Source organism: Lentzea rhizosphaerae, from assembly GCF_042649515.1.
GTDB classification, from domain to species: domain Bacteria; phylum Actinomycetota; class Actinomycetes; order Mycobacteriales; family Pseudonocardiaceae; genus Lentzea; species Lentzea aerocolonigenes.
In genome coordinates, this window is the sequence record NZ_JBHRZI010000056.1 from 47,950 (window position 1) to 70,782 (window position 22,833).

The following is a 22,833-nucleotide window of genomic DNA, read 5'->3' on the forward strand; positions in this document are numbered from 1 at the left end:
TTAGATCGGCTGCAGCAAACCCATCGACAGCAGCCCCATCAGCACCAGACCCAGCATCAGCCGGTACCACACGAAAGCCGAGTACGAGTGCTTCGAGACGTACTTCAACAACCACGCGATCGTGGCATACCCCACCACGAACGAGATCAGCGTCGCCACGATCATCTGCGGAATCGACGCCTGCACACCCTCACCGGAGCGCTCCAGCACGTCCGGAATGGAGAACAACCCCGCACCGAACACCGCCGGAATCGCCAGCAGGAACGAGTACCGCGCCGCCGCCTCACGCGTCAGCCCCAGGAACAAACCAGCCGTCAACGTGCCACCCGACCGCGACACGCCCGGGATGAGCGCCAGCGCCTGCGCCAGCCCCATCCCGATCGCGTCCTTCATCCGCAGCTCGTCACGCTGGTGCTTGGCCAGGTGATCCGCCAGACCGAGCAGCAGACCGAACACCACCAGCATCGTCGCCGTGATCCACAGGTTCCGCGCCGACGTCCGGATCTCGTCCTTGAGCAGGTAACCCAGAACCGAGATCGGCACGGAACCGATGATCACGTACCACGCCAGCCGGTAGTCCTTCTCCTGACGCGCCGCGGCACTGAACAACCCGCGGAACCAGGCGGCCACGAACCGCCCGATGTCCTTCGCGAAGTAGATCAGCACCGCCACCTCGGTCCCCAGCTGGATGACCGCGGTGAACGACGCACCCGCATCGTTGCCGAAGAACAGCGTCGACGTGATGCGGAGGTGCGCCGAGGAAGAAATGGGCAGGAATTCCGTCAGTCCTTGGACGAGTCCGAGAACCAGAGCCTGCAACCAGCTCAACTACCCACTCCTGCCAGATCCAGAGCTTCGGCCGCGGTGCGAAGACCCGCGATCCCCTGCTCCAGATCTTGCAGCATCGGCGAAACGGACAGCGTGGTGACCCCCGCGGCAGCGAGCGCCTTCATCTTGTCTGCTATGCGCTCCTTCGGCCCCAGCAGCGACGTCGCGTCCAGGAACTCCAGCGGGATCGCCGCCATCGCACCGGCGTAGTCACGCGCCAGGTACTTCTCCTGGATCTCCTCCGCCTGAGCCGGGAAACCCATGCGCACCATCAGGTTGTTGTAGAAGTTCTGCTTGCGCGAACCCATACCGCCCACGTACAGCGCCGTGTACGCGCGCACCGGATCCGCACAGGCCTTCCAGTCGTCACCGACGATCAACGGCACCGTCGGAACGACGTCGAACCCGTCCATCGTCTTGCCGGCCTTCTCCCGACCGGCCTTCACGCTGGCAAGGGACTCCTCCGAGTACTCCGGCGAGAAGAAGATCGCCAGCCACCCGTCCGCGATCTCACCCGTGAGCTCGAGGTTCTTCGGACCGACCGAAGCCAGGTAGATCGGAATCTGCTCCCGCACCGGGTGCACCGTCAGCTGCAACGCCTTGCCCGGACCATCCGGCAACGGCAGCGTGTAGTGCTCACCCTCGTACCGCAGCTTCTCCCGCGACAACGCCTTCCGCACAACCTCCACGTACTCACGCGTGCGTCCCAGCGGCTTGTCGAACCGCACACCGTGCCAGCCCTCCGACACCTGCGGACCCGACACACCCAGCCCCATCCGGAACCGGCCACCCGACAACGTGTCCAGCGTCGCCGCCGTCATCGCCGCCATCGCCGGCGTCCGCGCCGGAATCTGGAAGATCGCGCTGCCGACGTCGATGCGTTCGGTCTGCGCGGCCACCCACGCGAGCACCGTCGGCGCGTCGGAACCGTAGGCCTCCGCGGCCCACACCACCGAAAAGCCGAGCCGGTCGGCCTCTTTGGCCAGCTCAAGGTTCGCGGCGTCGTTGCCGGCGCCCCAGTATCCGAGGTTCAATCCGAGCTTCACGAGCCGAGACCCTACCGGTCAGTAACACCGATTGCCAGGCTCAGCCGATGATCACCCCTTAGCATCGCGCACGTGGAACAGCGATACCTCGGCCGCAGCGGCCTCCGCGTCTCCAGGACCGCACTGGGCACGATGACGTGGGGCCGCGACACCGACGCGGACGAGGCCGCCACCCAGCTCATGGCCTTCGCCGACGCCGGCGGCACCCTCATCGACACCGCCGACGTCTACACCGACGGCGAAGCCGAACGCATCCTCGGCGGCCTCCTCGGCGAAATCGTCCCCCGCGAAGAACTCGTCATCGCCACCAAAGCAGTCGCCCGCCGCACCGAAGGCCCCTTCGGCGGCGGCGCCTCCCGAGGCGCACTCCTGCACGCCCTCGACGGATCCCTGCGCCGCATCGGCGTCGACCACATCGACCTCTGGCAACTCCACGCCTGGGACGCCGGAGTCCCCGTCGAAGAAACCCTCTCCGCCCTCGACCAGGCCATCTCCTCCGGCAAGGTCCGCTACGCCGGCGTCTCCAACTACAGCGGCTGGCAACTCGCCACGGCCGTGCTCACGCCGTCGACCTACCCGTTGATCTCCACCCAGGTCGAGTACTCACTGCTGGAACGCGGCATCGAACGCGAAGTCGCACCCGCCGCCCTGCACCACGGACTCGGATTGCTGCCGTGGGCACCACTGGGCCGCGGCGTCCTCACCGGGAAGTACCGCAACGGCACACCGCCGGACTCCCGCGGCGCATCACCCCACTTCGCGGGCTACGTCGAACAGCACCGCAACGAACGCGCCGCCCGGATCGTCCAGGCCGTCGCCACCGCGGCCGACGGGCTCGGCACCTCGCCGCTGTGCGTGGCGCTGGCGTGGGTGCGGGACCGGCCAGGAGTCGTCGCGCCCGTGGTCGGTGCGCGGGACACGAACCAGCTCATCGCGTCGCTGGAAGCCGAACAGCTCACGCTGCCGCCCGCGATCAGGGCGGCGTTGGACGACGTCAGCGCCATCGAACTCGGCTACCCCGAACGCCCCATGCCGTAGGACACCCCCGCGACATTAGGCCGAACGGAGCAGGTCTACGTTGCGCGCCGTGCCCGAATTAACACGCCGCGCCTTCGTCGGCCTCTCCGCGACCGCACTGGTCACCACCCCCGCCGCCAGCGCACTCCCCACCGGCCCCCGCGCCGCCGACGACGCCTGGGCCCGCCTGATCGAGGGCAACACCCGCTTCGTCGAAGGCCGCCAGATCCACCCCCACGCCACCCGCCACTGGCGCGAACAGCTCGTCGACGGCCAGCACCCGTTCGCCTGCGTCCTCGGCTGCGCCGACTCCCGCGTCCCACCCGAGATCGTCTTCGACGACGGACTCGGCGACATCTTCACCATCCGCGCCGCGGGCGAGGTCCTCGACTCCAGCGTCCTCGGCAGCATCGAGTACGCCGTCGAGCACCTGCACGTACCCCTCGTCGTGGTGCTCGGCCACGCCGGCTGCGGTGCGGTCAGGACCACCATCGACGTCGTACGAGGACAAGGCCACGTCACCGGCGACATCAGCACGCTCGTCCGCACCATCGAACCCGCCGTCCGCGCCACCGCGCCGAACACCGACGACCGCTCGTTCCTCGCCGCCTGCGTCGCCGAACAAGCCCTCCGCACCGCCGAGATCCTGCAGGAACGGTCCGTCATCATCCGCACGGCCGTGAGCCGGAACGGCCTCGCCGTCGTTGCTGCTTCGTACGACTTGAGTTCGGGCCGGGTCATCAGACTTGGTGAGTATTAGTTTTGGTCAACACTGAAGCGATAGAGAAAAATGATAATGTGTTCAGCGTGAAGCTCGTGGTCCAGGTCAAGCTGCTGCCAACCGCCGCGCAGGAGGCGACGCTCGCGGCGACTCTGCGTGCCTGCAACGAAGCCGCGAACTACACGTCGGGGATGGCGTTCGAACGAAATGCCAAGTCCCGCAACGAGTTGCAGAAGCTCTGCTACCACGAGATCAAGGATCGGTTCGGCCTGTCAGCGCAGCCCGCAGTGCGGGTGGTGAAGAAGGTCGTCGACGCCTACACAACCCTGCATGCCGCCATCAAGAGCGGAAACCTCGGCGGCGAGACGTCCAAGCGTCGGATGAAGGCAGAGTCGAAGCCGATCTCGTTTCGGAGAACGGCAGCGCAACCGTTCGACGACCGCTGCCTCTCTTGGAAACACGACGCGGGCATGGTGTCGATCTGGACCACGGCTGGACGGCTGAAGGACATCCGATTCGTCGGCTCGGCTGATCAACTCGCCACACTGCGCGCGCACCGCCAAGGTGAGTCCGATTTGCTGTGCCGTGACGGCGCGTGGTTTCTGATCGCAACGTGCGAGGTACCAGAGGCGCCCCAGTTCGAGCCCACCGACTGGATCGGTGTGGACCGCGGTATGAGCAACCTGGCCACCACCTCGGACCTGGCCAACTACCAGGGCCGCCGACTGCAGCGGTATCGCCGCTGGCATGCCCGCAAACGCGCCGAGTTGCAGGCCAAACGGACGGTATCCGCCACCCGTCGCCTCAGGAAGCGAGCGCGCAAGGAACACCGTCACGCGACCCACGTCAACCACCGCATCGCCAAGGACGTAGTGGCTGTTGCCGAACGCACTGGCCGCGGCATCGCTCTGGAAGAACTCCAGGGCATCCGCGACCGGGTCACGGTTGCCAGGCACCAGCGAGCCACCCGGTCCTCACCGAGTGTGGCGTGACTTGTCGCCGGTAGATGCAGCCCGCACACCACAGCCAGTGGTGAACGAGGAATGCGACTCGGCCGTCCGGGCCGAGAAGTTGACCCCACCCCTTGCGTGACCTTTCTTCCAGCATCGTGGATGCTGGAAGACCACGACGTACCCCAGGAGGACCCGATCTTGCGCCGGCTCGCTGCTCTGCTCCTGACCACCGCCACGCTGGCCGCGTGCGGACAGAGCGAGGGGTCACAGGATCCGCTGCAGGTCGCGGAGACGCTCGAAGCCGCCAAGCCCGCCCGCTCCCCCGCCCAGAACGCCTCACTGCCCGGCCAGGTCACACCCGGCGGCGGGTTCACCGAGGGCGACACCACGCTGAAGTTCCAGGTCAACGGCCGCAACGTCGAGCTCGACCGGTTGCGCAGCGCGGTGTTCGAGATGACCACCGACGACAAGGGCGCCGAAACCCGCGGCGCCGGCCTCAGGGCCGGTGACGGCGCCACCAACGCCGTGCCCGACCGCTTCGGCCGCCTGCTCGTCGTCGACACCCGCGGCGGCGAGTTCATCGCGTTCTCGGTCAACCCGCTGATCATGCGCCAGCGCTACCCCGTGCCGGGCTCCCCCTACGGCATCGCCTACGACGCCAAGCGCGACATCGCGTGGATCACGCTGACAGAGCGCAACGAGGTCGTCGGACTCAACGTCGCCGGTGGCGAACCGGCCGAGAAGTTCCGGTTCGCCACCGTGCGTCAACCCAACACCGTCAGCGTCGACCAGGAGACCGGACGTGTCACGGTCACGTCCGGCGACAACGGAGGGATACAGGTGATCTCGCCATGAACGAAGGGGTGATCGACGGGGACTGGGAGTACCGGCCGCTGCGTCTGCCGCCGGGCGTCTCCCGCCGCACCGCGACCACGCAGCTGGCCATCCACGCCGAGTTCGCGGGCTGGGAACTGTCCCGCACGCTGCTCTACGGCGACGGCTCCCGGAAGGTCTGGCTCCGCCGCAAGCGCCAGCCAGCGCTGTTGCCAGGCCTGATCACCTGACGACGACCCCGGAACCGAACGCGGCAGGCTCGCACTCCGCGATGAAGTCCGCCGGAAAGCCCCGCTCGAACGGGGCCGCCGCCTCCAGGCGCGCGACCGCTTCCGGCGGCAGCACCACCTCGCCCAGGCAGTCCAGGACCTGCTCCGGCGTCCGCGCGCCCACCAGCGGCAACGCCCCGGCGGCACGCACCCACGCCAACGCCACCTGAGCCGGCGTCGCCCCCAGTTCCTCCGCGACGACCCGCACGGCCCGAGCAGCACGGTCCTCCCGCTCGGTGAGCCCACCACCCCGTCGCGTGCCACCGGACAGCTTCCCCGCGGCCAGCGGCGCCCACGCCGCCACGCTCAGCCCCATCGCGTCCGCCATCGGCAGCAGCTCCCGCTCGACATCGCGCTGCAGCAGGTTGTACGGCACCTGCAACCCCGAGAACGGTGTCCAGTCCCGCCACTCCGCCAGCGTGTTCGCCCGCGCCACGAACCACGACGGCGCGTCCGACACCCCGACGTAGAGCACCTTCCCCGCCCGGACCACGTCGTCCAGTGCCCGCATCGTCTCCTCGACCGGCGTGTGGCGGTCCCACAGGTGCACCCACAACACGTCCACGTAGTCCGTGCGCAACCGCCGCAGCGACTGTTCCAGCGACAGCACCAGGTTCTTGCGGTGGTTCCCGCCCGCGTTCGGATCCTCCGCGTCCCGCGACAACGTGTACTTGGTCGCCAGCACGAACCTGTCCCGCCGCCGCATCACCGCCCCGAGCACCTCCTCGCTCTCCCCGTACGCCGACGCGGTGTCCAGGAAGTTGCCGCCCGCGTCGGCGTAGGCGTCGAGCACCTGCCGCGCTTCCTCCTCCGAACGCAACGTCATGGTGCCCAGCAACAACTCCGAGACGCGCAGGCCGGTCCTGCCGAACAGTCGGTATCGCATGATCCACAGCATCACCGGCCGCCACGAGCGCAGGGAGCCCCCCTCAGGGCCCGTCTACGATCCGGGGCCATGGCCGACAACGCCCTGGGCCGGTTCCTGCGGGCCCGCCGCGAAGCGACCACTCCCCCGGACACCACCCGCCGCCGCACTCCAGGACTGCGCCGCGGCGAGCTGGCCGACCGCGCCGGCATCAGCGTCGAGTACCTCACCCGCCTCGAACGCGGGACCGACCGCTCCCCTTCCGGCCAGATCCTCGTGGCCCTCGCCGAAGCGCTGGCGATGACCGCGGACGAACGCGTGCACCTGTACCGCCTGGTCAAGGCCGGTCACGCCTGCGCCCCTCCCCCGCCACCACCACTGCGACCGACCGTCCTCGCGACCCTCGACGCCCTCGAACCGGCCGCGGCCTGCGTCCTCACCCCCGCGGGCGACGTCCTCGCCTGCACCAGCACTTTCCGCGAGATCTCGGGCCTGAACGGCGAACAGAACCTCGTCCGCTTCGCGTTCAGCGCGGACGCCGCGGCCCACCACCCCGACTGGGACTCGATCGCGGACGACCGCGCCGCGTCCCTCAGGGCCGCTGCCGATCTCGGCGACCACGCCGCGGCCGCACTGGCGTTCGAACTCTCGATCACCGCCGGCGCCGCCTTCACCGAGCGCTACAACGCTGTGGCGTCCTTGCCTCCCACCAGCGGTACCGAACGCTGGGGCTCTCACCTCCTGGCTTTCGAGACGTTCTACTTGCCGGGAGAGGGCGAGTACCGCATGAGGATTCATTTCATTTAACACTGAAGCTATAGAGCGTGACGACCTGAGAGCCAATGAAAGAATCACTGTCATGCCCCGCCCGGAGAAGCCGCTCGACCCGTTCGCCGGGCCCGTGGAACAGTTCGCCTTCGACCTCCGCAAGCTCCGCGAGAAGGCCGGCTCCCCCGGCTACCGCGAGCTCGGCAAGCTCAGCCACTACTCCGCCAGCACCCTCGCCGACGCCGCCCGCGGTCAGCGGCTGCCGAGCCTCGCGGTCACCCTCGCGTTCGTCCGGGCCTGCGGCGGCGACGAGGAGCTGTGGGAACGGCGCTGGCGCGAGATCGGCGAGACCGCGCCAGACCAGCAGATCGACTCCCCCTACGTCGGCCTCAAGGCCTTCACCGAGAAGGACGCCGACCGCTTCTTCGGCCGCGAGCGGCTCGTCGGCAAGCTCCTGGCCAAGCTCGAGCAGCACGACACCGTGCTGGTCGTCGGCGCGTCGGGGTCAGGCAAGTCCTCGTTGCTCCGCGCCGGTCTGCTGGCCCGCAGCAGCGGCGAGCTGATCACCCCGAGCACGCACCCCGCGGTCCCCCGCACCGAGGGCCTGCTCGTCGTCGACCAGTTCGAGGAGATCTTCGCCCTCCCCCACCGCGACGAGTTCATCGCCGCGCTGACCGGCCGCGGCCACAAGACCGTCATCGGCATCCGCGCCGACTTCTACGGCCACTGCGCCCCCTACCCCGGCCTGGCCACCGCCGTCGAGGACGCCCAGGTCCTGGTCGGCCCCATGACCACCGACGAGCTGCGCAAGGCCATCACCCAGCCCGCCGTCGAGGTCGGCTGCGCGCTCGAGACCGGACTCGTCGCCCGGCTCATCGCCGACGCCACCGGCGAACCCGGTGTCCTCCCCCACGTCAGCCACGCGCTGCTCGAGACGTGGCAACGCAAGCGCGGCAACACCCTCACGCTCACCAGCTACCACGAGAGCGGCGGCATCGCCCGCGCCATCGCCAACACCGCCGAGAACGCCTACAGCAGCCTCGACGAACGCCAGCGAACCCAGGCGCGCCAGGTGTTCCTGCGCCTGGTCAACCCCGGCGAGGGCACCGAGGACACCAAACGCCGCGTCAAGCGCTCCGAGCTCGCGGCCGACGAGGTCGTCGAACACCTCGCGAACGCGCGCATCCTCACCGTCGACGACGACAGCGTCGAGATCAGCCACGAAGCCGTCATCCGGGGCTGGCCGCGTCTCAAGGACTGGCTCGCCGAGGCACGCGACGACCTCCGCGTGCACCGCAGGCTCACCGCCGCGGCCGCCGACTGGGAGGCCCACGGCCGCGACCCCGGCTCGCTCTACCGGGGCGTGCCGCTCACCCAGGCCACGGACTGGGCCCAGCGCGACCCCGCCGCCCTCAACGCCGAGGAGAAGGCGTTCCTCGACGCCAGCAAGGCCGCCGCCGAACACGAACTGGCCACCGAGAAACGCCGCACCACCAACCTGCGCCGCGTCGTCGCGTTGCTCGCCACCCTCCTGCTCGTGGCCACCACAGCGACCGTGTTCGCCGTGCGCGCGCAACAACAGACCACCGAGCAACGCACCATGGCGCTCGCCCAGAAGGCCATCGCCGAGGCCAACGGACTGCAGGACCGCGATCCCGGCCTCGCGAGCCAGCTGCGCCTGGCCGCCTACCGGCTCACCGGCCTCCCCGCGGCGCGCGACAGCCTGCTGAGCACATTCGCCGCACCCCAGGTCACCCTCGTCAAGGGCCACCAGGACGCGACCTCGTACGCGTTGTTCAGCCCCGACAACAGGCTCATGGCCACCGCGGCCGACGACAAGACGCTGATCATCTGGGACTTCGCCGACCCCCACCACCCCACCGAGCTCGGCCGCGTCCACGCCGGCGACAACGCCACCCACAACATGGCGTTCAGCCCGGACAGCAGGACGCTCGCCACCGCGAACTGGGACGGTCACATCCGCCTGTTCGACCTCACCGACCCGCGCAAGCCCGCCGAGAAGGCGCGCATCAGCGGCCACGACGGCCAGGTGCAGGCCGTGCAGTTCACGCCGGACGGCCGCACGCTCGTCAGCAGCGGCAAGGACAAGACGATCCGCGTCTGGGACGTCTCGGGAGCCCTCGTGCGGACGATCCAGGCGCACGACCAGCTCGTGCACGGCCTCTCGCTCAACCGCGCGGGCACCACGATCGCGTCGGCCTCCTGGGACGGCACGGTCAAGCTCTGGGACCTCGCGACCGGCGCGCAGCTGTCCACGATCGACCCGGCTCCCGGCGACTTCGCCTCCGACGCCGCAGTCTTCTCCTCCACCGGTCTGCTCGCCACGGGCGCCGACAACGGCGACGTGCGGCTCTGGGACGTCACCGACCCGCGCAACCCCGTGCAGCTCAGCCTCCTCAGCGGGCACATGTTCTCGATCCACACCCTGGCGTTCTCCCCCGACGGGAAGTTCCTCGCCAGCGGCGGCGGCGACAAGACCACCCGCGTGTGGGACGTGACCGATCCGCGCAAGGTCCGGCTCGCCACCGCGCTGGCGGGCCACACCGACACGCTCTGGTCGGTCAACTTCAGCCCCGACTCGCGCCGGATGGTCACCGCCACCACCGACGCCGAGGCCCGCGTGCTCGACCTCGCCAACCTCAACTACGCGCACCACACGTGGACGATCTGGAAACTCGACTACGACCAGCGCGGCCGGTACCTCGCCACGGTCTCCTCCGACGGCACCATCAAGCTGTGGCGTCCCGAGGACCGGCACGCGGAGGAGATCGCCACTCTGCCCAAGCTCGCCCCGGACGACGAGGCGTACACCGTCGACGTCCACCCCGGCGGGAACGTCCTGTTCGAGGCGACCGCGGCCGGCAACGCCCTGTGGGACGTCACCGATCCGACAAAACCGCGCGAGCTCAACCGCGCGATCACCAGCAACGCCCCGATCGTCGCCGCCGACTTCAGCCACGACGGCAGGACGCTGGCCGTCGGCGAGGAGGACGGCGTGATCAGCCTCTGGAACGTCGACGATCCCGCCCACCCGGTGAAGTCGGGCAGCTTCAAGATCCCCGAGACCGACACCGTGTGGCAGCTCGAGTTCTCCCAGGACGACCGCACGCTCGTCATCGCGAACGGCAGCAGGGAGCTCCAGCTCTGGGACGTCGGCAACCCGGCCTCGCCCCGCGCCCACCCCACCCTGCGCACCGACGACAACCCCGACCCCATCCGCCGCGGCGGGCAGGCAGGCCGCGAGGAGGTCATGACCGTCGTCGTCCACGGCAACCTCATGGCGTTCGCGAACATGGGCAGCAGCGGCGCCCTGTACGACATCAGCGACCCGGCTCAGCCGCGCAAGGTCAGCTCCCTGCCCAACGACGGCGGACCGCTGCAGCGCCTCGCCTTCTCCCCCGACGGCACCCTCCTCGCCGCCGGCACGACCGACGACGTGATCCGCGTGTGGGACGTGCGCGATCCCCGCAACCCCCAGGTGCGGGCAGTGCTGCACGGACACACGGAACGGGTGTGGGGCGTGGCCTTCGCTCCGGACAACCGCACCCTGGCGACGACCGGCGCGGACCGCACCGTCCGCGTGTGGGACATCGACGTCGAGGCGACCGCAGCTCGCGTCTGCGCCACTACGACGCCGCACCTGTCCACTCGTCATTGGGAGCAGTACTTCCCCGGAGTCGAGCCGAGGCCTCTCTGCTGAGCAACACCCTCACCTTTCCTCTCAACCGCCTTTGTAGTGCGAAAACGTTGTGCGGTGTCGATGTCCGGGCGCTGCACAACAACGTTCGTCCAACGCGGAGGGCGACCGGCGGAAGGTGACTCTTCAGTCAACACTGAAGCAATAAAATTCACCGGAGTAGTTGCAGATGTGATCAGATTCGGTGTCATGGAGCTCGTGCCGCAAGAAGTCGGGGTCGCGCACAGCGCACTGCCGCACGACGAAACGTCCGCCCGAGCCCTGCTCGCCGAAGCCGCGTCGCAGGGCCTGCACACAGTCGTCGTCACCGCCGAGGAAGGTGACGAACGCGCCATCGCCGTTCTGCGTGAACTGCGCGCGGAATGGCACACGGAGGGCGGCAAGATCACCGCCCAGCTCGACACGGACGCCCAGGGCCAGCTGGCTCACCTGTGGGGCCTGACGGCGGAGGAGCGGGCCGCGTGGCTCGCGGCGTTCCCCCGCCACGACGACCCGAACTGGTGGATGCACCGGCTCCTGGTGCTCAACCACCACCCGGAGTGGGCGCCGCTCAAGGACTGGCTGGTCGACGAGCACGTGCGGCTCTTCGGCCGACCACCGGGAAGGCGCCGCTCCAGCGCGGCGGGCCGCTGAGCGAGCTGAACCCAGCCGGACCGGGCTCTCCCCCGGTCCGGCTCAAGCCTTGGCGGCCACCTCGCGGATGAGGTTCGCGAGCTCGACCGGCCGTTCCAGCGGCAGCATGTGCCCGGCGTCGGCCAGCACGACGGACGTGCCGCCGAACTTCACCGCGTCGGACTCGGGCACCAGCCGGTCCTCGTCCCCCACGACGGCGACCACGGCCTTCTCCTTCGCCACGGTCAGCCCCGCCTCGCGGTCGTAGCGGTCCACCGCGGGCCGGAACAGCGCGACGGTCTCGGGCCACTGCCCCCAGACCATGTCCGCGGTGAGTTCGACGTCGTCGTCTGAGGGCTCGTCGCCGAACAGCCACCACCGCAGCCCGGCGGTCTTGGTCGGCTCTATCTTCTCCCGCACCGCCCGCACGATCGGCCCGAACGCCCGTTCCAGCTCCCGCACGAGCTTCCCGACCGCCTTCGGCCACGCGAGCGACGTCTCGGACAGCCCGCTCGCCGCCATGGACACGAACACGTTGCCCAGCACCCGCTGCCGGAACAGCCGCGGCCTGCGCTCGGCCATCGCCAGCGCCGCCATGCCGCCCATCGAGTGCCCGGCGATCACGACCTGCCCCTGCGGCACGGCCCGTTCGATCAGCTCCCCCAGGTCCTCACCGAGCTGCTCGATCGTCGCGGTCTCCTTGGTGGCGCCCGCCGACTTGCCGTGGCCGCGGTGGTCGTAGGCGATGACCTGGAAGTCCCCGCTCAGCTGCTCGACGACCTTGTGCCAGCTGCGGTGGTCGAGCGCGTAGCCGTGCGCCAGCACGACCGTCACCGGTGCCTCGGGGTCACCCGCGCGCACCACGTTGAGCTCGGTCCCGTCTTCCAGCCGCACCATGCGGATTCCTTTCGCCGTGTCGTCTGTTCGTCCTAACGAGACAACACGGCGAAAGGACACGGTCAGACGCGACCAAGAACCACGTCTGGTGGCATCTGGCCGCCACCGACGCCGGGCACACCGCGGAACCGGTAGGCCGAGGCCTGCCCGCCGGGCTGGATGATCCAGGCCTCCCCCGGCTCGCCTTCCGCGAGCACCGCCTGCAACGCGTCGGCGATGTCCGAGGGCGTCAGCAACGGGAACTCGACGGCGTCGAACTCCTCCTTCGCGGCGCCCAGCAGCAACGTGTCGACGAATCCCGGGCACAGCGCGGCGACCACGATCCCGTCCGCCGCGAGGGCCTTCCCCGCCGCACGCACGTAGCCGACCACCGCGTGTTTGGTCAGCGTGTACAGCGGATCCGCCGGCATCGCCACCAGCCCGGCCAGCGACGACGTGATCACGATCTTGCCGCCGCCCTGCCGCCGCAGCGCCGGAACCGCCGCGCACAGGCCGTAGACGACGTGGTCGACGTTGACCCCGACCAGCTTGCGGTAGCGCTCCACGTCCAGCGCGTCGACCCCGGCCTGGCCGCCGCCGATCCCGGCGTTGAGGTGCACGATGTCGAGCCGTCCGAGCTCACGTTCGACCTGCTCCACCGCGGCGGGCATGGTCTCGGGATCGGTGACGTCACCGGCGATCGCGATCCCGCCCGCCGCCGAGGCGATCCGCTGTGCCCCCGCGGCGTTCAGGTCGAGCACGGCGACCTGGGCGCCGAGCTTCGCGAGCCGGCGCACCACGGCGGTGCCGATCCCGCCCGCGCCGCCCGTCACGAGCGCGACCCGACCCGTCAAGTCCACAGTGGACACGGCACTCTCCTCAGCTGTTGCGCAGGAAACGGTCGAGCACGCGCACACCGAACTTAAGGGCGTCGACCGGCACGCGCTCGTCCACGCCGTGGAAGAGCCCGGAGAAGTCGAGGTCCGCCGGCAGCTTCAGCGGTGCGAAGCCGAAGTTGCGGATGCCGAGCTGCTGGAACGACTTGGCGTCCGTGCCACCGGAGAGCATGTACGGCAGCACGCGGGCGCCGGGGTCCTCGGCGATGATCGACGCCGTCATCGCGTCGACCAGGGCGCCGTCGAACGTCGTCTCCACCGGCGGCAGACCGATCCACTCGCGTTCCACGTCCGGGCCGAGGATCTCCGCGAGCTCGCGGTCGAACGCCTCCTCGCGGCCGGGCAGGATGCGGCAGTCCACAGTGGCCTCCGCCGTCGACGGGATCACGTTCGCCTTGTAGCCCGCGGACAGCATGGTCGGGTTCGCGGTGTCGCGCAGCGTCGCGCCGATCATCCGCGACAACGCGCCGAGCTTGCCGATCGAGCCCTCGACGTCGTCGTCGGGGAAGTCGATGCCGGTGATCTCGGTGACGCCGTCGAGGAACTCGCGCACGGACGGGCGGATGATCAGCGGCCACTGGTGCTGGTCCAGGCGCGTCACGGCGGCGGCGAGCTTCGCGACCGCGTTGTCGCGGTGGATCATGCTGCCGTGGCCCGCGGTGCCCTTGACCCGCAGCTTGAGCCAGCGGATGCCCTTTTCCGCGGTCTCGACGAGGTACGCGCGGACATCGTCCTTGAGCGTGATCGAGAACCCGCCGACCTCGCTGATCGCCTCGGTGACGCCCTCGAACAGCTCGGGCCGGTTCTCCACCAGCCACTTCGCGCCGAACAGGCCGCCGGCCTCCTCGTCGGCGAGGAACGCGAACACGATGTCGCGCGGCGGCACGATCCCCTCGCGCTTGAAGTGGCGGGCCAGCGCGAGCGTCATGCCGACCATGTCCTTCATGTCGACCGCGCCGCGACCCCACACGTACCCGTCCTGCACCGCGCCCGAGAACGGGTGGACCGACCACTCGGAGGCGTCGGCGGGCACGACGTCGAGGTGGCCGTGCACCAGCAGCGCGCCCCTGCTGGGATCCGCGCCCGCCAGCCTCGCGACCACGTTGCCACGGCCTTTGGCGCCCGACTCGACATACGTTGTCTCGTAGCCCACCTCGGACAGCTTCTCCGCCACCCACTCGGCGGCGGCGCGCTCCCCCACCACCGTCGCGGGATCACCCGTGTTGGTGGTGTCGATCCTGATCAGCTCGCTGACCAGCGTGACGGCCTCGTCCTCTGCCAGTGCCAGTGCGTTCCCCGTTGTGCTCACACAGTCTTCCTACCACCAGTCAGAACACGGACCAGCCCGTGAGAGTGGTGAAACGGTCCAGCGCGTCGACGCCCGCGACGGAGTTGCCCCGCACGTCCAGCGCCGGGCTCCACACGCAGATCGCGCACTTCCCTGGAACGACCGCGATGATCCCTCCGCCGACCCCGCTCTTGCAGGGCAGGCCGACGCGGTAGGCGAACTCGCCGGCGGCGTCGTAGGTGCCGCACGTGAGCATGACGGCGTTGACCCGCTTGGCGCCGCTGACGCCGAGGAGCCGCGTGCCGTCGTTGCGGACGCCGTGGCGTGCCAGGAAGAGCGTCGACCGGGCGAGGTCCGCGCAACTCATCGCGATCGAGCACTGCCGGACGTACTCGTGCAGCACGACGTCGACGGAGTTGCGCATGTTGCCGTAGGAGGCCATGAAGTGCGCCAGGGCACGGTTGCGGTCGGCGTGGTCGAGCTCGGACTTGGCGACCTCGGCGTCCACGTCCAGCGCGGGGTTGCCGCTCTCCTGCCGCAGGAACTCCAGGAGGCGATCGGCCGCGCCGAAGCCGAGGTGGTCGGTGACGACGAGCGCGCCGGCGTTGATGAACGGGTTGCGCGGAATCCCCTGCTCGGTCTCCAACTGGACCAGCGAGTTGAACGGCGACCCGGAAGGCTCGCGGCCGACGCGCGTCCAGACGTCGTCGTTGTCGGCGAGCGCCAGAGCGAGCGTGAACGCCTTGGAGATGCTCTGGATGGAGAACGGTGTGCGGTGGTCCCCCGCGCCGAAGACCTCGCCGTCCAGTGTGGCGACGGCGAGGCCGAAGGCGTGCGGGTCGATCCTGGCCAGCGCCGGGATGTAGTCGGCGACCGACCCTCCCGGCGTGACCTCGGCGGCGATGCGGTCCACCAGTTGCTGGAGCTGCATGCCGCCAATCCCATCACGGGCAGGCGTTACGCCACCGGGAAGGTGTGGAACGTGGTGTTCTGACCGGCCTTGACCGTGCACGGAACGGTGATCGTGCCGAGCCAGGTCGGGTCACCGTTCGCGTAGCGCGGCGTGAGCTTGAGCTCCGCGTTGCCGAGCGTGATCGTCGCCGTGCCGGCGTTGGCGAGCGTCATCGCCGGGAACGTGCCCGTGGCCGTCACCTCGAACGTGCCGCTCGCCGGCACCGGGGTGTTCGGGATGGTCGACACCGACGTGAGCGTCTGGGTGGCGCTCCCGTTGGTGACGGGCACGTTGCTGGTCATCGTGCCGTCGACCGACTTGGCCCCGAGCCACCCCAGGGTGGTGGTGGCGCTCTCCGAGACGGTGCTCTTCACCGTGGTGTTGGACGCCGCGGTCGGCACACCGACCGCCGCCGAGTCGGGCAGGTCCGAGGAGCTGACCGTGGTCGGCATGTCCTGCGCGCCGATGAGGGCGAAGTTGCAGGAGTAGGTGATGTTCAGCTCGGCGGTCGCGGCCGAGCTGGTGCCGGCCGTCGCCACGCTCAGCGCTCCGGCAACCAGAACGCAGGCAGCGGCGCGTGCGAAAAGTCCGGTCTTCATCTGCAGGGACCTCCATCAGTACGACATTGAACTGCAAGAAGGCGGTGTTGCTTTACTCGCCAGTAAAGTAGTCACCCTGGATTCCGCAATGCAAGAGAAAACCCACTTTTGTCACTTGCGTACGAATTGCTGGAGAGCGATTTATCAGTCGCGATCCAACAAATAGTGCGCCCGCAGCGCCAGTTCGAGGGTGAACCTCTCCCCGGCATCGTGCATTCGGTCGCCGAACAGTTCCTCCAACTGGTTCACGCGGTAGCGCACGGTCTGCGGATGCACCTGCAACCGGGCGGCGACCTCGGGTGCGCCACCGCGTGCGGCCAGCCAGACGAGCAACGTCTCGGCGAGCTTCGTGCGCTGCCGGTCGGTCAGCGGAGCCAGCGGCGCCAGCGCCCGTTCAGCCAGCTGCCGGGCGAGGAACTCGTCCGCGAGCACGGTCAGTTCGACGAGGTGGTCGGCGGAGTCGAGGACCGGACGGTCCGGCAGGACCTTCTCGCGTGCCAGCGCGAGGACGCGACGCGCGCAGGCCAGTGACCTGCGCGCGTCCGCGGGGACGACCGGCAGCCCGACCGCGGCCCGCCAGCCGGGCAGTGCCCTGCACAGCCAGCGCGACACGGCGGCCGGGTTCGGCACGAGCAGGTACGGGGTGGTGTCCTCGAAGTTCACCAGCACGTCCGGCGGGAGGTCGTCGGCCGGTGCGGCAGACGGCTCAAGAGCGACGGCGCACAACCGGTCCGGCATCGGCCACGCCGCCGCCTCCGCCGCCTGCACGACGCTCTGCCAGTTGCTCGGCGGATCACCGACCAGCAGCTCCATCAGCTTGCGCCGCTTGCGTTCCAGCGTTCCCGCCGCACTCGCCTGCGCGGCCGCGTAGCCCTCGACCGACAGGCTGACCAGCTCGTCGACGTGAGCCATCATCGCCTCGCCCAGCGCGGACATCAGGTGCAGCGACAGCTCCCGCTGCTCGGCGAACGCGCACACGTGCCGCCAGGCCACCCGCGCGCCGATCCGGTAGGCCGCCTGCAGACTGTCCAGACTGCGGCCGGACTTGAACTCCCACGCGCCGAGCTTGCGGTGGATGTCGTCGTGCGGGTCGGGCTGGGAATCCGGATGGGCGATCCTGCCGACGAACTTCACGAGCGCCTGTTGAATGCCGTCGACTACGTTCTCCCTGAACTGGCTGTATTCCGGAATCGATTTCTCGATCGCTTCGAAAATCCGCACCGAGAGTGGAGCCACTTCCGTTCGGAGCAATGGTGCCAGCTCCCGCGGGACCGATCTGCGCGGATCGTCCAGCTGAGTCACGCTCGGGAGTGTAGGAGCAAAACGAAACCGGGTCGTTCAGCCAACTGGACCAAATGGTTCACATGAAGAACAGCCGTGCGACGGCATCCCGTGCGACCAGGAACCCGGCGATGCCGAGAATCCAGCCCGTCGTGCTCGCGCCGTTCTTCGCGAACCACGTGCTGATCCGGGTGAGCAGCGGCTCGATCCGGCCGCGCATCGCGAGCCGCCCACCGAGCAGCAGCACCGCCGGCACGATCATGACCAGGCAGTACCCGGCCAGCAGCAGTCCGATCTGCGCGGGCTTCAGGCCGGAGGCGCTCATCATCCCGATCGCGCCGAGGTACGGCAGCATCGTCGCGAGCTCCACGACGCCCGCCAGCAGCGCGATCCCCGCCAGCGCCGGAACCGACCCGTTGGCGTTGATCCGGTCCTGCCACTTCCCCGTGTTCGGCTTCTTCTTGCTGTCGAACCGGAAGCTGATGGCGAACAGGAACACGCCGATCACCAGTTGGATCCACAGCGCGACGTCGTTGTCGAGGTGGTCGATCACCTGCGAGGCGCCGAGCACGATCAAAACGCCGACCACGAAGTAGAAGACCGTGATCGTGCCGAGGTAGACGCCGACCCGAGAGAGCTTCAGGCGTCCCGGCGTGAGCATCAGCCAGATCGGGATGAACAGCGTCCCGATGCTCGTCGAGTCGATCAGCGCCAGTCCGGCCAGCGCCGCGACGAGTCCCAGTGTCATTCGTTCCCCCCACGTTTTAACACAGTCGTGAGATTACCAGCTCCCGCAACAGGAAGCCGGTGCGTCGGAACCGACATGACATCTGTCATGGCTTTCTGGTGTGCCGCGGCACTGCCGAACGGCAGTGTTTGCCGAGATCGTTGGCCCATGACAGTGATCGAGGTGCGCGGGCTGACTCGCCGGTACAGCGGGGGTTTCGAAGCCGTGCGGGGCGTCTCATTCGAGGTGGAGCGGGGCGAGATGTTCGCCTTGCTCGGCACGAACGGTGCGGGGAAGACGTCGACGGTCGAGGTGGTGGAAGGGCTCTCACGTCCTGCGGCGGGCACGGTGTCGGTGCTGGGGCACGACCCGTTCCGGGAGAGGTCCGCCGTCCGGCCTCGCGTGGGCGTGATGCTGCAGGAAGGCGGTTTTCCGCCTGACCTGACCGTGACCGAGGCCACGAACATGTGGGCCGGGACCCTGACCTCGCCACGTCCGGCCGAGGAGGCGTTGTCACTCGTTGACCTGGCACATCGGGCTTCGGTGCGGGTGAAGCAGCTGTCCGGCGGGGAGCGGCGGCGGTTGGACCTCGCGCTGGCGTTGCTGGGGAAGCCGGAGGTGTTGTTCCTCGACGAGCCGACGACCGGGCTCGATCCGGAGAGCCGGCGCAACACGTGGGAGCTGATTCGGTCCCTTCTGCGCGACGGCGTGACCGTGCTGCTGACGACGCACTACCTGGAGGAAGCGCAGACGTTGGCCGATCGGCTGGCGATCATGCACCGCGGCCGGATCGTGGCGCAGGGAACGGTGTCCGAGGTGGTGGACGCGTATCCGTCTCGCATTTCGTTCGTGCCGCCCGCAGGGGTCGCGCTGCCCGTCGTGGCGTCCGAGGACGGGGACGGGCGGATGACCGTGCGGACGAACAACCTGCAGGAGACGTTGCACGAGCTCCTCGCCTGGGCTCACACCAACTCGGTGGAACTGTCCGGTTTGGACGCCCGGTCGGCGTCGCTGGAGGAGGCGTTCCTGGCGATCGCGGAGGAGGCGGCATGAGGGCCGTGGCGGTGGGGCAGGCGGAGCTGAAGTTGTTCTGGCGCAACCGGACCGCGTTGTTCAACTCGTTCCTGGGGCCGTTGCTGGTCGTGCCGGTGCTGATCTCGGTGGACGCCGACGGCGTGCCGCTCGTGATCGGGCTGATGGGGTTCGTGCTGGCGATGGCGGTGTACTACAACCTCGTCACCACGTTCGTCGCGCGACGCGAGGAGCTGGTGTTGAAGCGGCTGCGCGTCGGCGAGCTGACCGACCCCGAGATCCTGGTCGGCGCCGCCCTGCCGTCCGTCGTGGTGGCGTTGGGGCAGATGGTGTTGTTCGCGCTGATCGTCGGCGTGGTGACGGGGATGGCCGTGCCGGCGCGGCCGTGGTTCCTCCTGCTGGGGGTGGCCGGCGGCGTCGTGGTGTTCGCGCTGCTGGCGGCCGTGTCGTCCGTGTTCACCCGCACCGTCGAGATGGCGCAGGTGACGGCCCTGCCGGTGCTGATGGCGTGCCTGCTCGGGTCCGGGATGATCATCCCGCTGTCGGACCTGCCGGAGGGCGTCGCGTCGGTCCTGCGCCTGCTGCCGCTCACGCCGGTGCTCGAGCTGCTGCGGGCGGGCTGGGACGGCGGCCCGGTGCTGCGGCCGTTGATCGTCCTGGCGGTGTGGATCTTCCTCGGGACCTACGCTGTACGGCGTTGGTTCCGCTGGGATCCTCGGAGGTGAGCTTGCTCGGCTGGTGGCGGTCCCGTGGCAACGCGGCGCGGTTCGACCTGTCCGTGCGAGCGACGTTCTACCTGAACTTCGTGGTCGTCCCGCCCCTGCTGATCTTGGGCATCGCGAACGAGGTCAGCACCGCCGCCATGATCGCGGTCTCGGTGGCGGCGCTGCTCCACACCGCGTTGAGCGTCCGCCTCGTCCATCTCGGTGTCGAGCACTACCTCGGCAGAGTGCCCTACCCGAGCCGGCTCGTGGCGATCCTCCTGCCGTTCACCCTCGCCGTGGTCGTGACCGGCGAGCTCACGCTGCCCAGCACCTCCCCCGGCAAACCCGACGGCCCGGCCGACGGCCTGACGCTGCTCTTCCTCGCCCTGACGCTGATGGCGCTGTCGACCGTCCTGAAGCCGCGCGCCCTCACCGTGGCGGTGGTGGTCTGCGGCGTGTTCGCGTTCACGACCCTCCCACCGGACTCGGCGCTGGCCGCCACCGCCCTGCTCACCATCGTCGCCGCCACGTTCCGCGTGACGATGTGGATGCTGGGCCTGGTCTGGGAGCTCGACCGCTCCCGCGAGGTCCGCGCCAACCTGGCCGTAGCGGAAGAACGCCTGCGCTTCGCCCGCGACCTGCACGACGTCGTGGGCCGCAACCTCTCCGTAGTGGCCCTGAAAGCCGACTTGGCGGCCCAACTGGCCCGCCGCGACCGCCCGGCGGCCGCAGTCGACGAAATGCTCGAAGTCCGCCGAATCGCCCAGGAATCGCTGGACGAACTGCGTGCGGTCGTGAGCGGCTACCGCACCGCCGACCTGTCCGTGGAACTGGCCGGCGCCCGCTCCCTGCTGGCCTCCGCCGGCATCGACTGCCGCGTGATCGGCGCCCCGACCGTGGACGGCGAACCGGCAGGCGCACTCGGCTGGGCAGTCCGCGAGGGCGTAACGAACATCCTGCGCCACAGCCACGCCCGCACGTGCACGATCACGTTGCGCGGCAAGGTCCTCACGATGTCCAACGACGGCGCCCCGACCTCCGGCTTCCGCTTCGGCAGCGGCCTGACGGGCCTGCACGAACGAGTGGCGGCCCTCGGCGGCACCGTGACCGCGACCCCAGAAGCTCCCAACCGCTTCGTCCTCACCGTGGAGCTCCCGTGATCCGCATCCTTCTGGCCGACGACGAACACCTGATCCGCGGCGCCATGGCAGCCCTGCTGTCCCTGGAAGACGACCTGGAAGTAGTCGCCCACGCCGCCACCGGCGCAGAAGCCCTGGCCATGGCCAGATCGTTCCGCCCCGACGTAGCCGTGATCGACCTGCAAATGCCCGACCTGGACGGCGTCTCCGTGGCCCAAACCCTGGCTGCGGAACTCCCGTCGTGCAGCACGATGATCGTCACCAGCCACGGCCGCCCAGGCCACCTGAAACGAGCCCTGGCCGCCGGAGTAAGAGGCTTCCTGCCAAAAACCGTCTCATCAGACGTCCTGGCCACGGTAGTCCGCACCGTCCACAAAGGCGGCCGCTACGTAGACCCAGCCCTGGCCGCCGAGGCCATCAGCGCCGGCGACAGCCCCCTGACCCCACGCGAGGCAGACGTCCTGGAACTGGCCCTGGAAGGCGCCCCGGTCGACGAAATAGCCCGCCGCGCCTCCCTCTCCCCAGGCACAGTCCGCAACTACCTCTCCTCAGCCGTGGGCAAAACCGGCACGTCAAACCGCCACGAGGCAGCCCGCTGGGCAAGAGCCAAGGGGTGGATCTAACCCCACCACCGAAGCACCCGACTCCCAACCAACGTCAGCCACTTCGACGGCTCCCCCTCGTCAACGTCGATCTCGAACCACACCCGCCCCGGATGCCGCCCACCCTGCAACCATGTCCCGTCAGCCTGCCGGCCCTTCTGATCAACTCGACCGCCTCAGCCATCCGCGGATCCCTGACCCCGGCCCGCCAGAAGTAGTCAGCGGCGTTGAGCACGCTGTACTCCCACCGAAACGGCGACCGAAACCGAGTGACCCACTCCCCACAGACTCCCCAGTGGACAACCGCCGAAACAACCGCCTCTCCAGCAGATACTCCTCCCCCTTCCCCCGCGCGGCCCGCGTAGCCGTCGTCCCCAGTAGCCACCTCGTGAGCCAACAACCCCTTCAACGAGTTGAGCGTCGAGTGAAACGACGACCGGGCAGCCCCCGCACCCCACTCGCAGTTCCACCCGCCGTCCTCGAGCTGATGCGCGACAAACCACTCAGCAATCCCCTCAACAGGCGCCCCGAGCCAAACCCCGTTGGCCAACGTCCACCCGTTGATGCAGCAGTCGACCTCACCACCCCAGTAAGGCAGCCCGTCGTACTCCCACCGACACCCCTCAGCGAGCAACTCGACAGTCCGCCGCGCCTTCAACACCGAGGCATCCAGCCCCCACTCCCGCAAGGAGTTCAACGACCAGGTAGTAGCCGTCCAAGGCTGCCCCTCCTCCCCGTCGTACCCAAGCGGAAAGAAGGCCCCACCACCCCACATCCCATCAACGCCTTGCAGGCCCAGCAACCGAGCCCCAAACCCCTCAACGGCCACCAGCCCCCGCGTGGCCAGCCACACCTCCTCAGGCGCACACAGGAGGTCCCGCTGAACCTGCCACCGCAGCGCCGGGTCGGAGTCGAGCAACCACTCAGCCAGCCCACCCACGCCGCGACCTTAACCCCCACACCACCGCACACGCGCTGACATCCTGATCCCACTTCCACGCCTACACGGCCTCTACCAGCACAGATGGCCGCACAGGGACCCGATTTTGGCGTGCAGCGACGATCATGTAATCTATGCACACACCACGGCGCGAGCCGCGGGAGAA

The 22,833-nt window shown here is 69.1% G+C and carries 23 protein-coding genes; 12 read left to right on the forward strand and 11 right to left on the reverse strand.

Annotated elements, in window-relative coordinates; genetic code table 11:
- Complete coding sequence (locus tag ACFOWZ_RS44300; RefSeq protein WP_382380131.1) at positions 1-828, reverse strand: undecaprenyl-diphosphate phosphatase; 828 nt, start codon at positions 826-828, stop codon at positions 1-3.
- Positions 825-1,874: an LLM class F420-dependent oxidoreductase gene (locus tag ACFOWZ_RS44305; protein ID WP_382380133.1), complete on the reverse strand. Its 1,050-nt coding sequence runs from the start codon at positions 1,872-1,874 to the stop codon at positions 825-827. Before ACFOWZ_RS44305 ends, ACFOWZ_RS44300 begins: the two co-directional genes overlap by 4 nt.
- Positions 1,875-1,946: 72 nt before the next feature.
- Here ACFOWZ_RS44305 and ACFOWZ_RS44310 point away from each other — a divergent pair, with 72 nt between their 5' ends.
- The 5 genes from ACFOWZ_RS44310 to ACFOWZ_RS44330 all read left to right on the forward strand — a co-directional run bounded on the left by ACFOWZ_RS44310 (position 1,947) and on the right by ACFOWZ_RS44330 (position 5,629).
- The gene (locus ACFOWZ_RS44310) at positions 1,947-2,912 is read left to right on the forward strand and encodes an aldo/keto reductase (protein ID WP_382380135.1); all 966 of its coding nucleotides are present in this window, start codon (positions 1,947-1,949) and stop codon (positions 2,910-2,912) included.
- A gap of 49 nt (positions 2,913-2,961) precedes the next feature.
- Entirely contained in the window at positions 2,962-3,651 is a 690-nt protein-coding gene (locus tag ACFOWZ_RS44315) for a carbonic anhydrase (protein WP_382380137.1), read from the forward strand.
- A 47-nt stretch (positions 3,652-3,698) separates the two neighbouring features.
- Positions 3,699-4,604, forward strand: a complete 906-nt coding sequence (locus tag ACFOWZ_RS44320; protein WP_382380139.1) for a transposase — start codon at positions 3,699-3,701, stop codon at positions 4,602-4,604.
- Between the two features lie 120 nt (positions 4,605-4,724).
- Positions 4,725-5,420 carry a YncE family protein gene (locus ACFOWZ_RS44325; RefSeq protein ID WP_382380141.1) on the forward strand — a complete coding sequence of 232 codons (696 nt, stop codon included), beginning with the start codon at positions 4,725-4,727 and terminating at the stop codon, positions 5,418-5,420.
- Positions 5,417-5,629: a DUF5703 family protein gene (locus ACFOWZ_RS44330; RefSeq protein WP_382380143.1), complete on the forward strand. Its 213-nt coding sequence runs from the start codon at positions 5,417-5,419 to the stop codon at positions 5,627-5,629. The genes ACFOWZ_RS44325 and ACFOWZ_RS44330 overlap by 4 nt, the downstream gene beginning before the upstream one ends.
- Here ACFOWZ_RS44330 and ACFOWZ_RS44335 read toward each other — a convergent pair.
- On the reverse strand, positions 5,622-6,554 hold the full coding sequence (locus ACFOWZ_RS44335) for an aldo/keto reductase (RefSeq protein ID WP_382380145.1): 933 nt from the start codon (positions 6,552-6,554) through the stop codon (positions 5,622-5,624). The two genes, ACFOWZ_RS44330 and ACFOWZ_RS44335, sit on opposite strands and share 8 nt — an antisense overlap.
- A 69-nt stretch (positions 6,555-6,623) precedes the next feature.
- On the opposite strand from ACFOWZ_RS44335, the gene ACFOWZ_RS44340 reads away from it, so the two are divergent.
- From ACFOWZ_RS44340 to ACFOWZ_RS44350, 3 genes are all read left to right on the forward strand, one after another.
- On the forward strand, positions 6,624-7,340 hold the full coding sequence (locus ACFOWZ_RS44340; protein WP_382380147.1) for a helix-turn-helix domain-containing protein: 717 nt from the start codon (positions 6,624-6,626) through the stop codon (positions 7,338-7,340).
- A 52-nt stretch (positions 7,341-7,392) separates the two neighbouring features.
- On the forward strand, positions 7,393-11,022 hold the full coding sequence (locus tag ACFOWZ_RS44345; protein ID WP_382380149.1) for an nSTAND1 domain-containing NTPase: 3,630 nt from the start codon (positions 7,393-7,395) through the stop codon (positions 11,020-11,022).
- A gap of 186 nt (positions 11,023-11,208) precedes the next feature.
- Positions 11,209-11,652, forward strand: a complete 444-nt coding sequence (locus ACFOWZ_RS44350) for a hypothetical protein (RefSeq protein WP_382380151.1) — start codon at positions 11,209-11,211, stop codon at positions 11,650-11,652.
- Positions 11,653-11,694: 42 nt separating this feature from the next.
- Here the strand turns inward: ACFOWZ_RS44350 and ACFOWZ_RS44355 are convergent, their stop codons facing one another.
- From ACFOWZ_RS44355 to ACFOWZ_RS44385, 7 genes are all read right to left on the reverse strand, one after another.
- Positions 11,695-12,528: an alpha/beta fold hydrolase gene (locus tag ACFOWZ_RS44355; RefSeq protein WP_382380153.1), complete on the reverse strand. Its 834-nt coding sequence runs from the start codon at positions 12,526-12,528 to the stop codon at positions 11,695-11,697.
- 62 nt (positions 12,529-12,590) lie between these two features.
- On the reverse strand, positions 12,591-13,376 hold the full coding sequence (locus ACFOWZ_RS44360) for an SDR family oxidoreductase (protein WP_382380155.1): 786 nt from the start codon (positions 13,374-13,376) through the stop codon (positions 12,591-12,593).
- A 10-nt stretch (positions 13,377-13,386) separates the two neighbouring features.
- Positions 13,387-14,712, reverse strand: a complete 1,326-nt coding sequence (locus ACFOWZ_RS44365) for a M20/M25/M40 family metallo-hydrolase (protein ID WP_382380157.1) — start codon at positions 14,710-14,712, stop codon at positions 13,387-13,389.
- Positions 14,713-14,731: 19 nt separating this feature from the next.
- On the reverse strand, positions 14,732-15,622 hold the full coding sequence (locus tag ACFOWZ_RS44370; RefSeq protein WP_382380159.1) for a glutaminase: 891 nt from the start codon (positions 15,620-15,622) through the stop codon (positions 14,732-14,734).
- 26 nt (positions 15,623-15,648) lie between these two features.
- Positions 15,649-16,242 carry a DUF6801 domain-containing protein gene (locus ACFOWZ_RS44375; RefSeq protein WP_382380161.1) on the reverse strand — a complete coding sequence of 198 codons (594 nt, stop codon included), beginning with the start codon at positions 16,240-16,242 and terminating at the stop codon, positions 15,649-15,651.
- A gap of 144 nt (positions 16,243-16,386) precedes the next feature.
- Positions 16,387-17,376, reverse strand: coding sequence for a PucR family transcriptional regulator (locus ACFOWZ_RS44380; RefSeq protein WP_382380163.1), 990 nt, complete (start codon positions 17,374-17,376; stop codon positions 16,387-16,389).
- A gap of 226 nt (positions 17,377-17,602) precedes the next feature.
- Positions 17,603-18,271, reverse strand: coding sequence for a GAP family protein (locus ACFOWZ_RS44385; protein WP_382380165.1), 669 nt, complete (start codon positions 18,269-18,271; stop codon positions 17,603-17,605).
- A 147-nt stretch (positions 18,272-18,418) separates the two neighbouring features.
- Between ACFOWZ_RS44385 and ACFOWZ_RS44390 the strand changes: the two genes are divergently transcribed.
- Genes ACFOWZ_RS44390 through ACFOWZ_RS44405 form a run of 4 tightly spaced genes read left to right on the forward strand, consistent with a single transcriptional unit; the run spans position 18,419 to position 21,748 of the window.
- Positions 18,419-19,303 (forward strand): ABC transporter ATP-binding protein, encoded by an 885-nt coding sequence (locus tag ACFOWZ_RS44390; protein ID WP_382380166.1) that lies wholly within the window; start codon positions 18,419-18,421, stop codon positions 19,301-19,303.
- Positions 19,300-20,007, forward strand: coding sequence for an ABC transporter permease (locus ACFOWZ_RS44395; protein ID WP_382380168.1), 708 nt, complete (start codon positions 19,300-19,302; stop codon positions 20,005-20,007). Before ACFOWZ_RS44390 ends, ACFOWZ_RS44395 begins: the two co-directional genes overlap by 4 nt.
- Positions 20,004-21,146: a sensor histidine kinase gene (locus ACFOWZ_RS44400; RefSeq protein WP_382380170.1), complete on the forward strand. Its 1,143-nt coding sequence runs from the start codon at positions 20,004-20,006 to the stop codon at positions 21,144-21,146. Before ACFOWZ_RS44395 ends, ACFOWZ_RS44400 begins: the two co-directional genes overlap by 4 nt.
- Positions 21,143-21,748: a response regulator gene (locus tag ACFOWZ_RS44405; RefSeq protein WP_382380172.1), complete on the forward strand. Its 606-nt coding sequence runs from the start codon at positions 21,143-21,145 to the stop codon at positions 21,746-21,748. Before ACFOWZ_RS44400 ends, ACFOWZ_RS44405 begins: the two co-directional genes overlap by 4 nt.
- 34 nt (positions 21,749-21,782) lie before the next feature.
- On the opposite strand, the gene ACFOWZ_RS44410 is transcribed toward ACFOWZ_RS44405, so the two are convergent.
- Complete coding sequence (locus tag ACFOWZ_RS44410; RefSeq protein WP_382380174.1) at positions 21,783-22,667, reverse strand: squalene cyclase; 885 nt, start codon at positions 22,665-22,667, stop codon at positions 21,783-21,785.
- Positions 22,668-22,833: the final 166 nt, after the last annotated feature.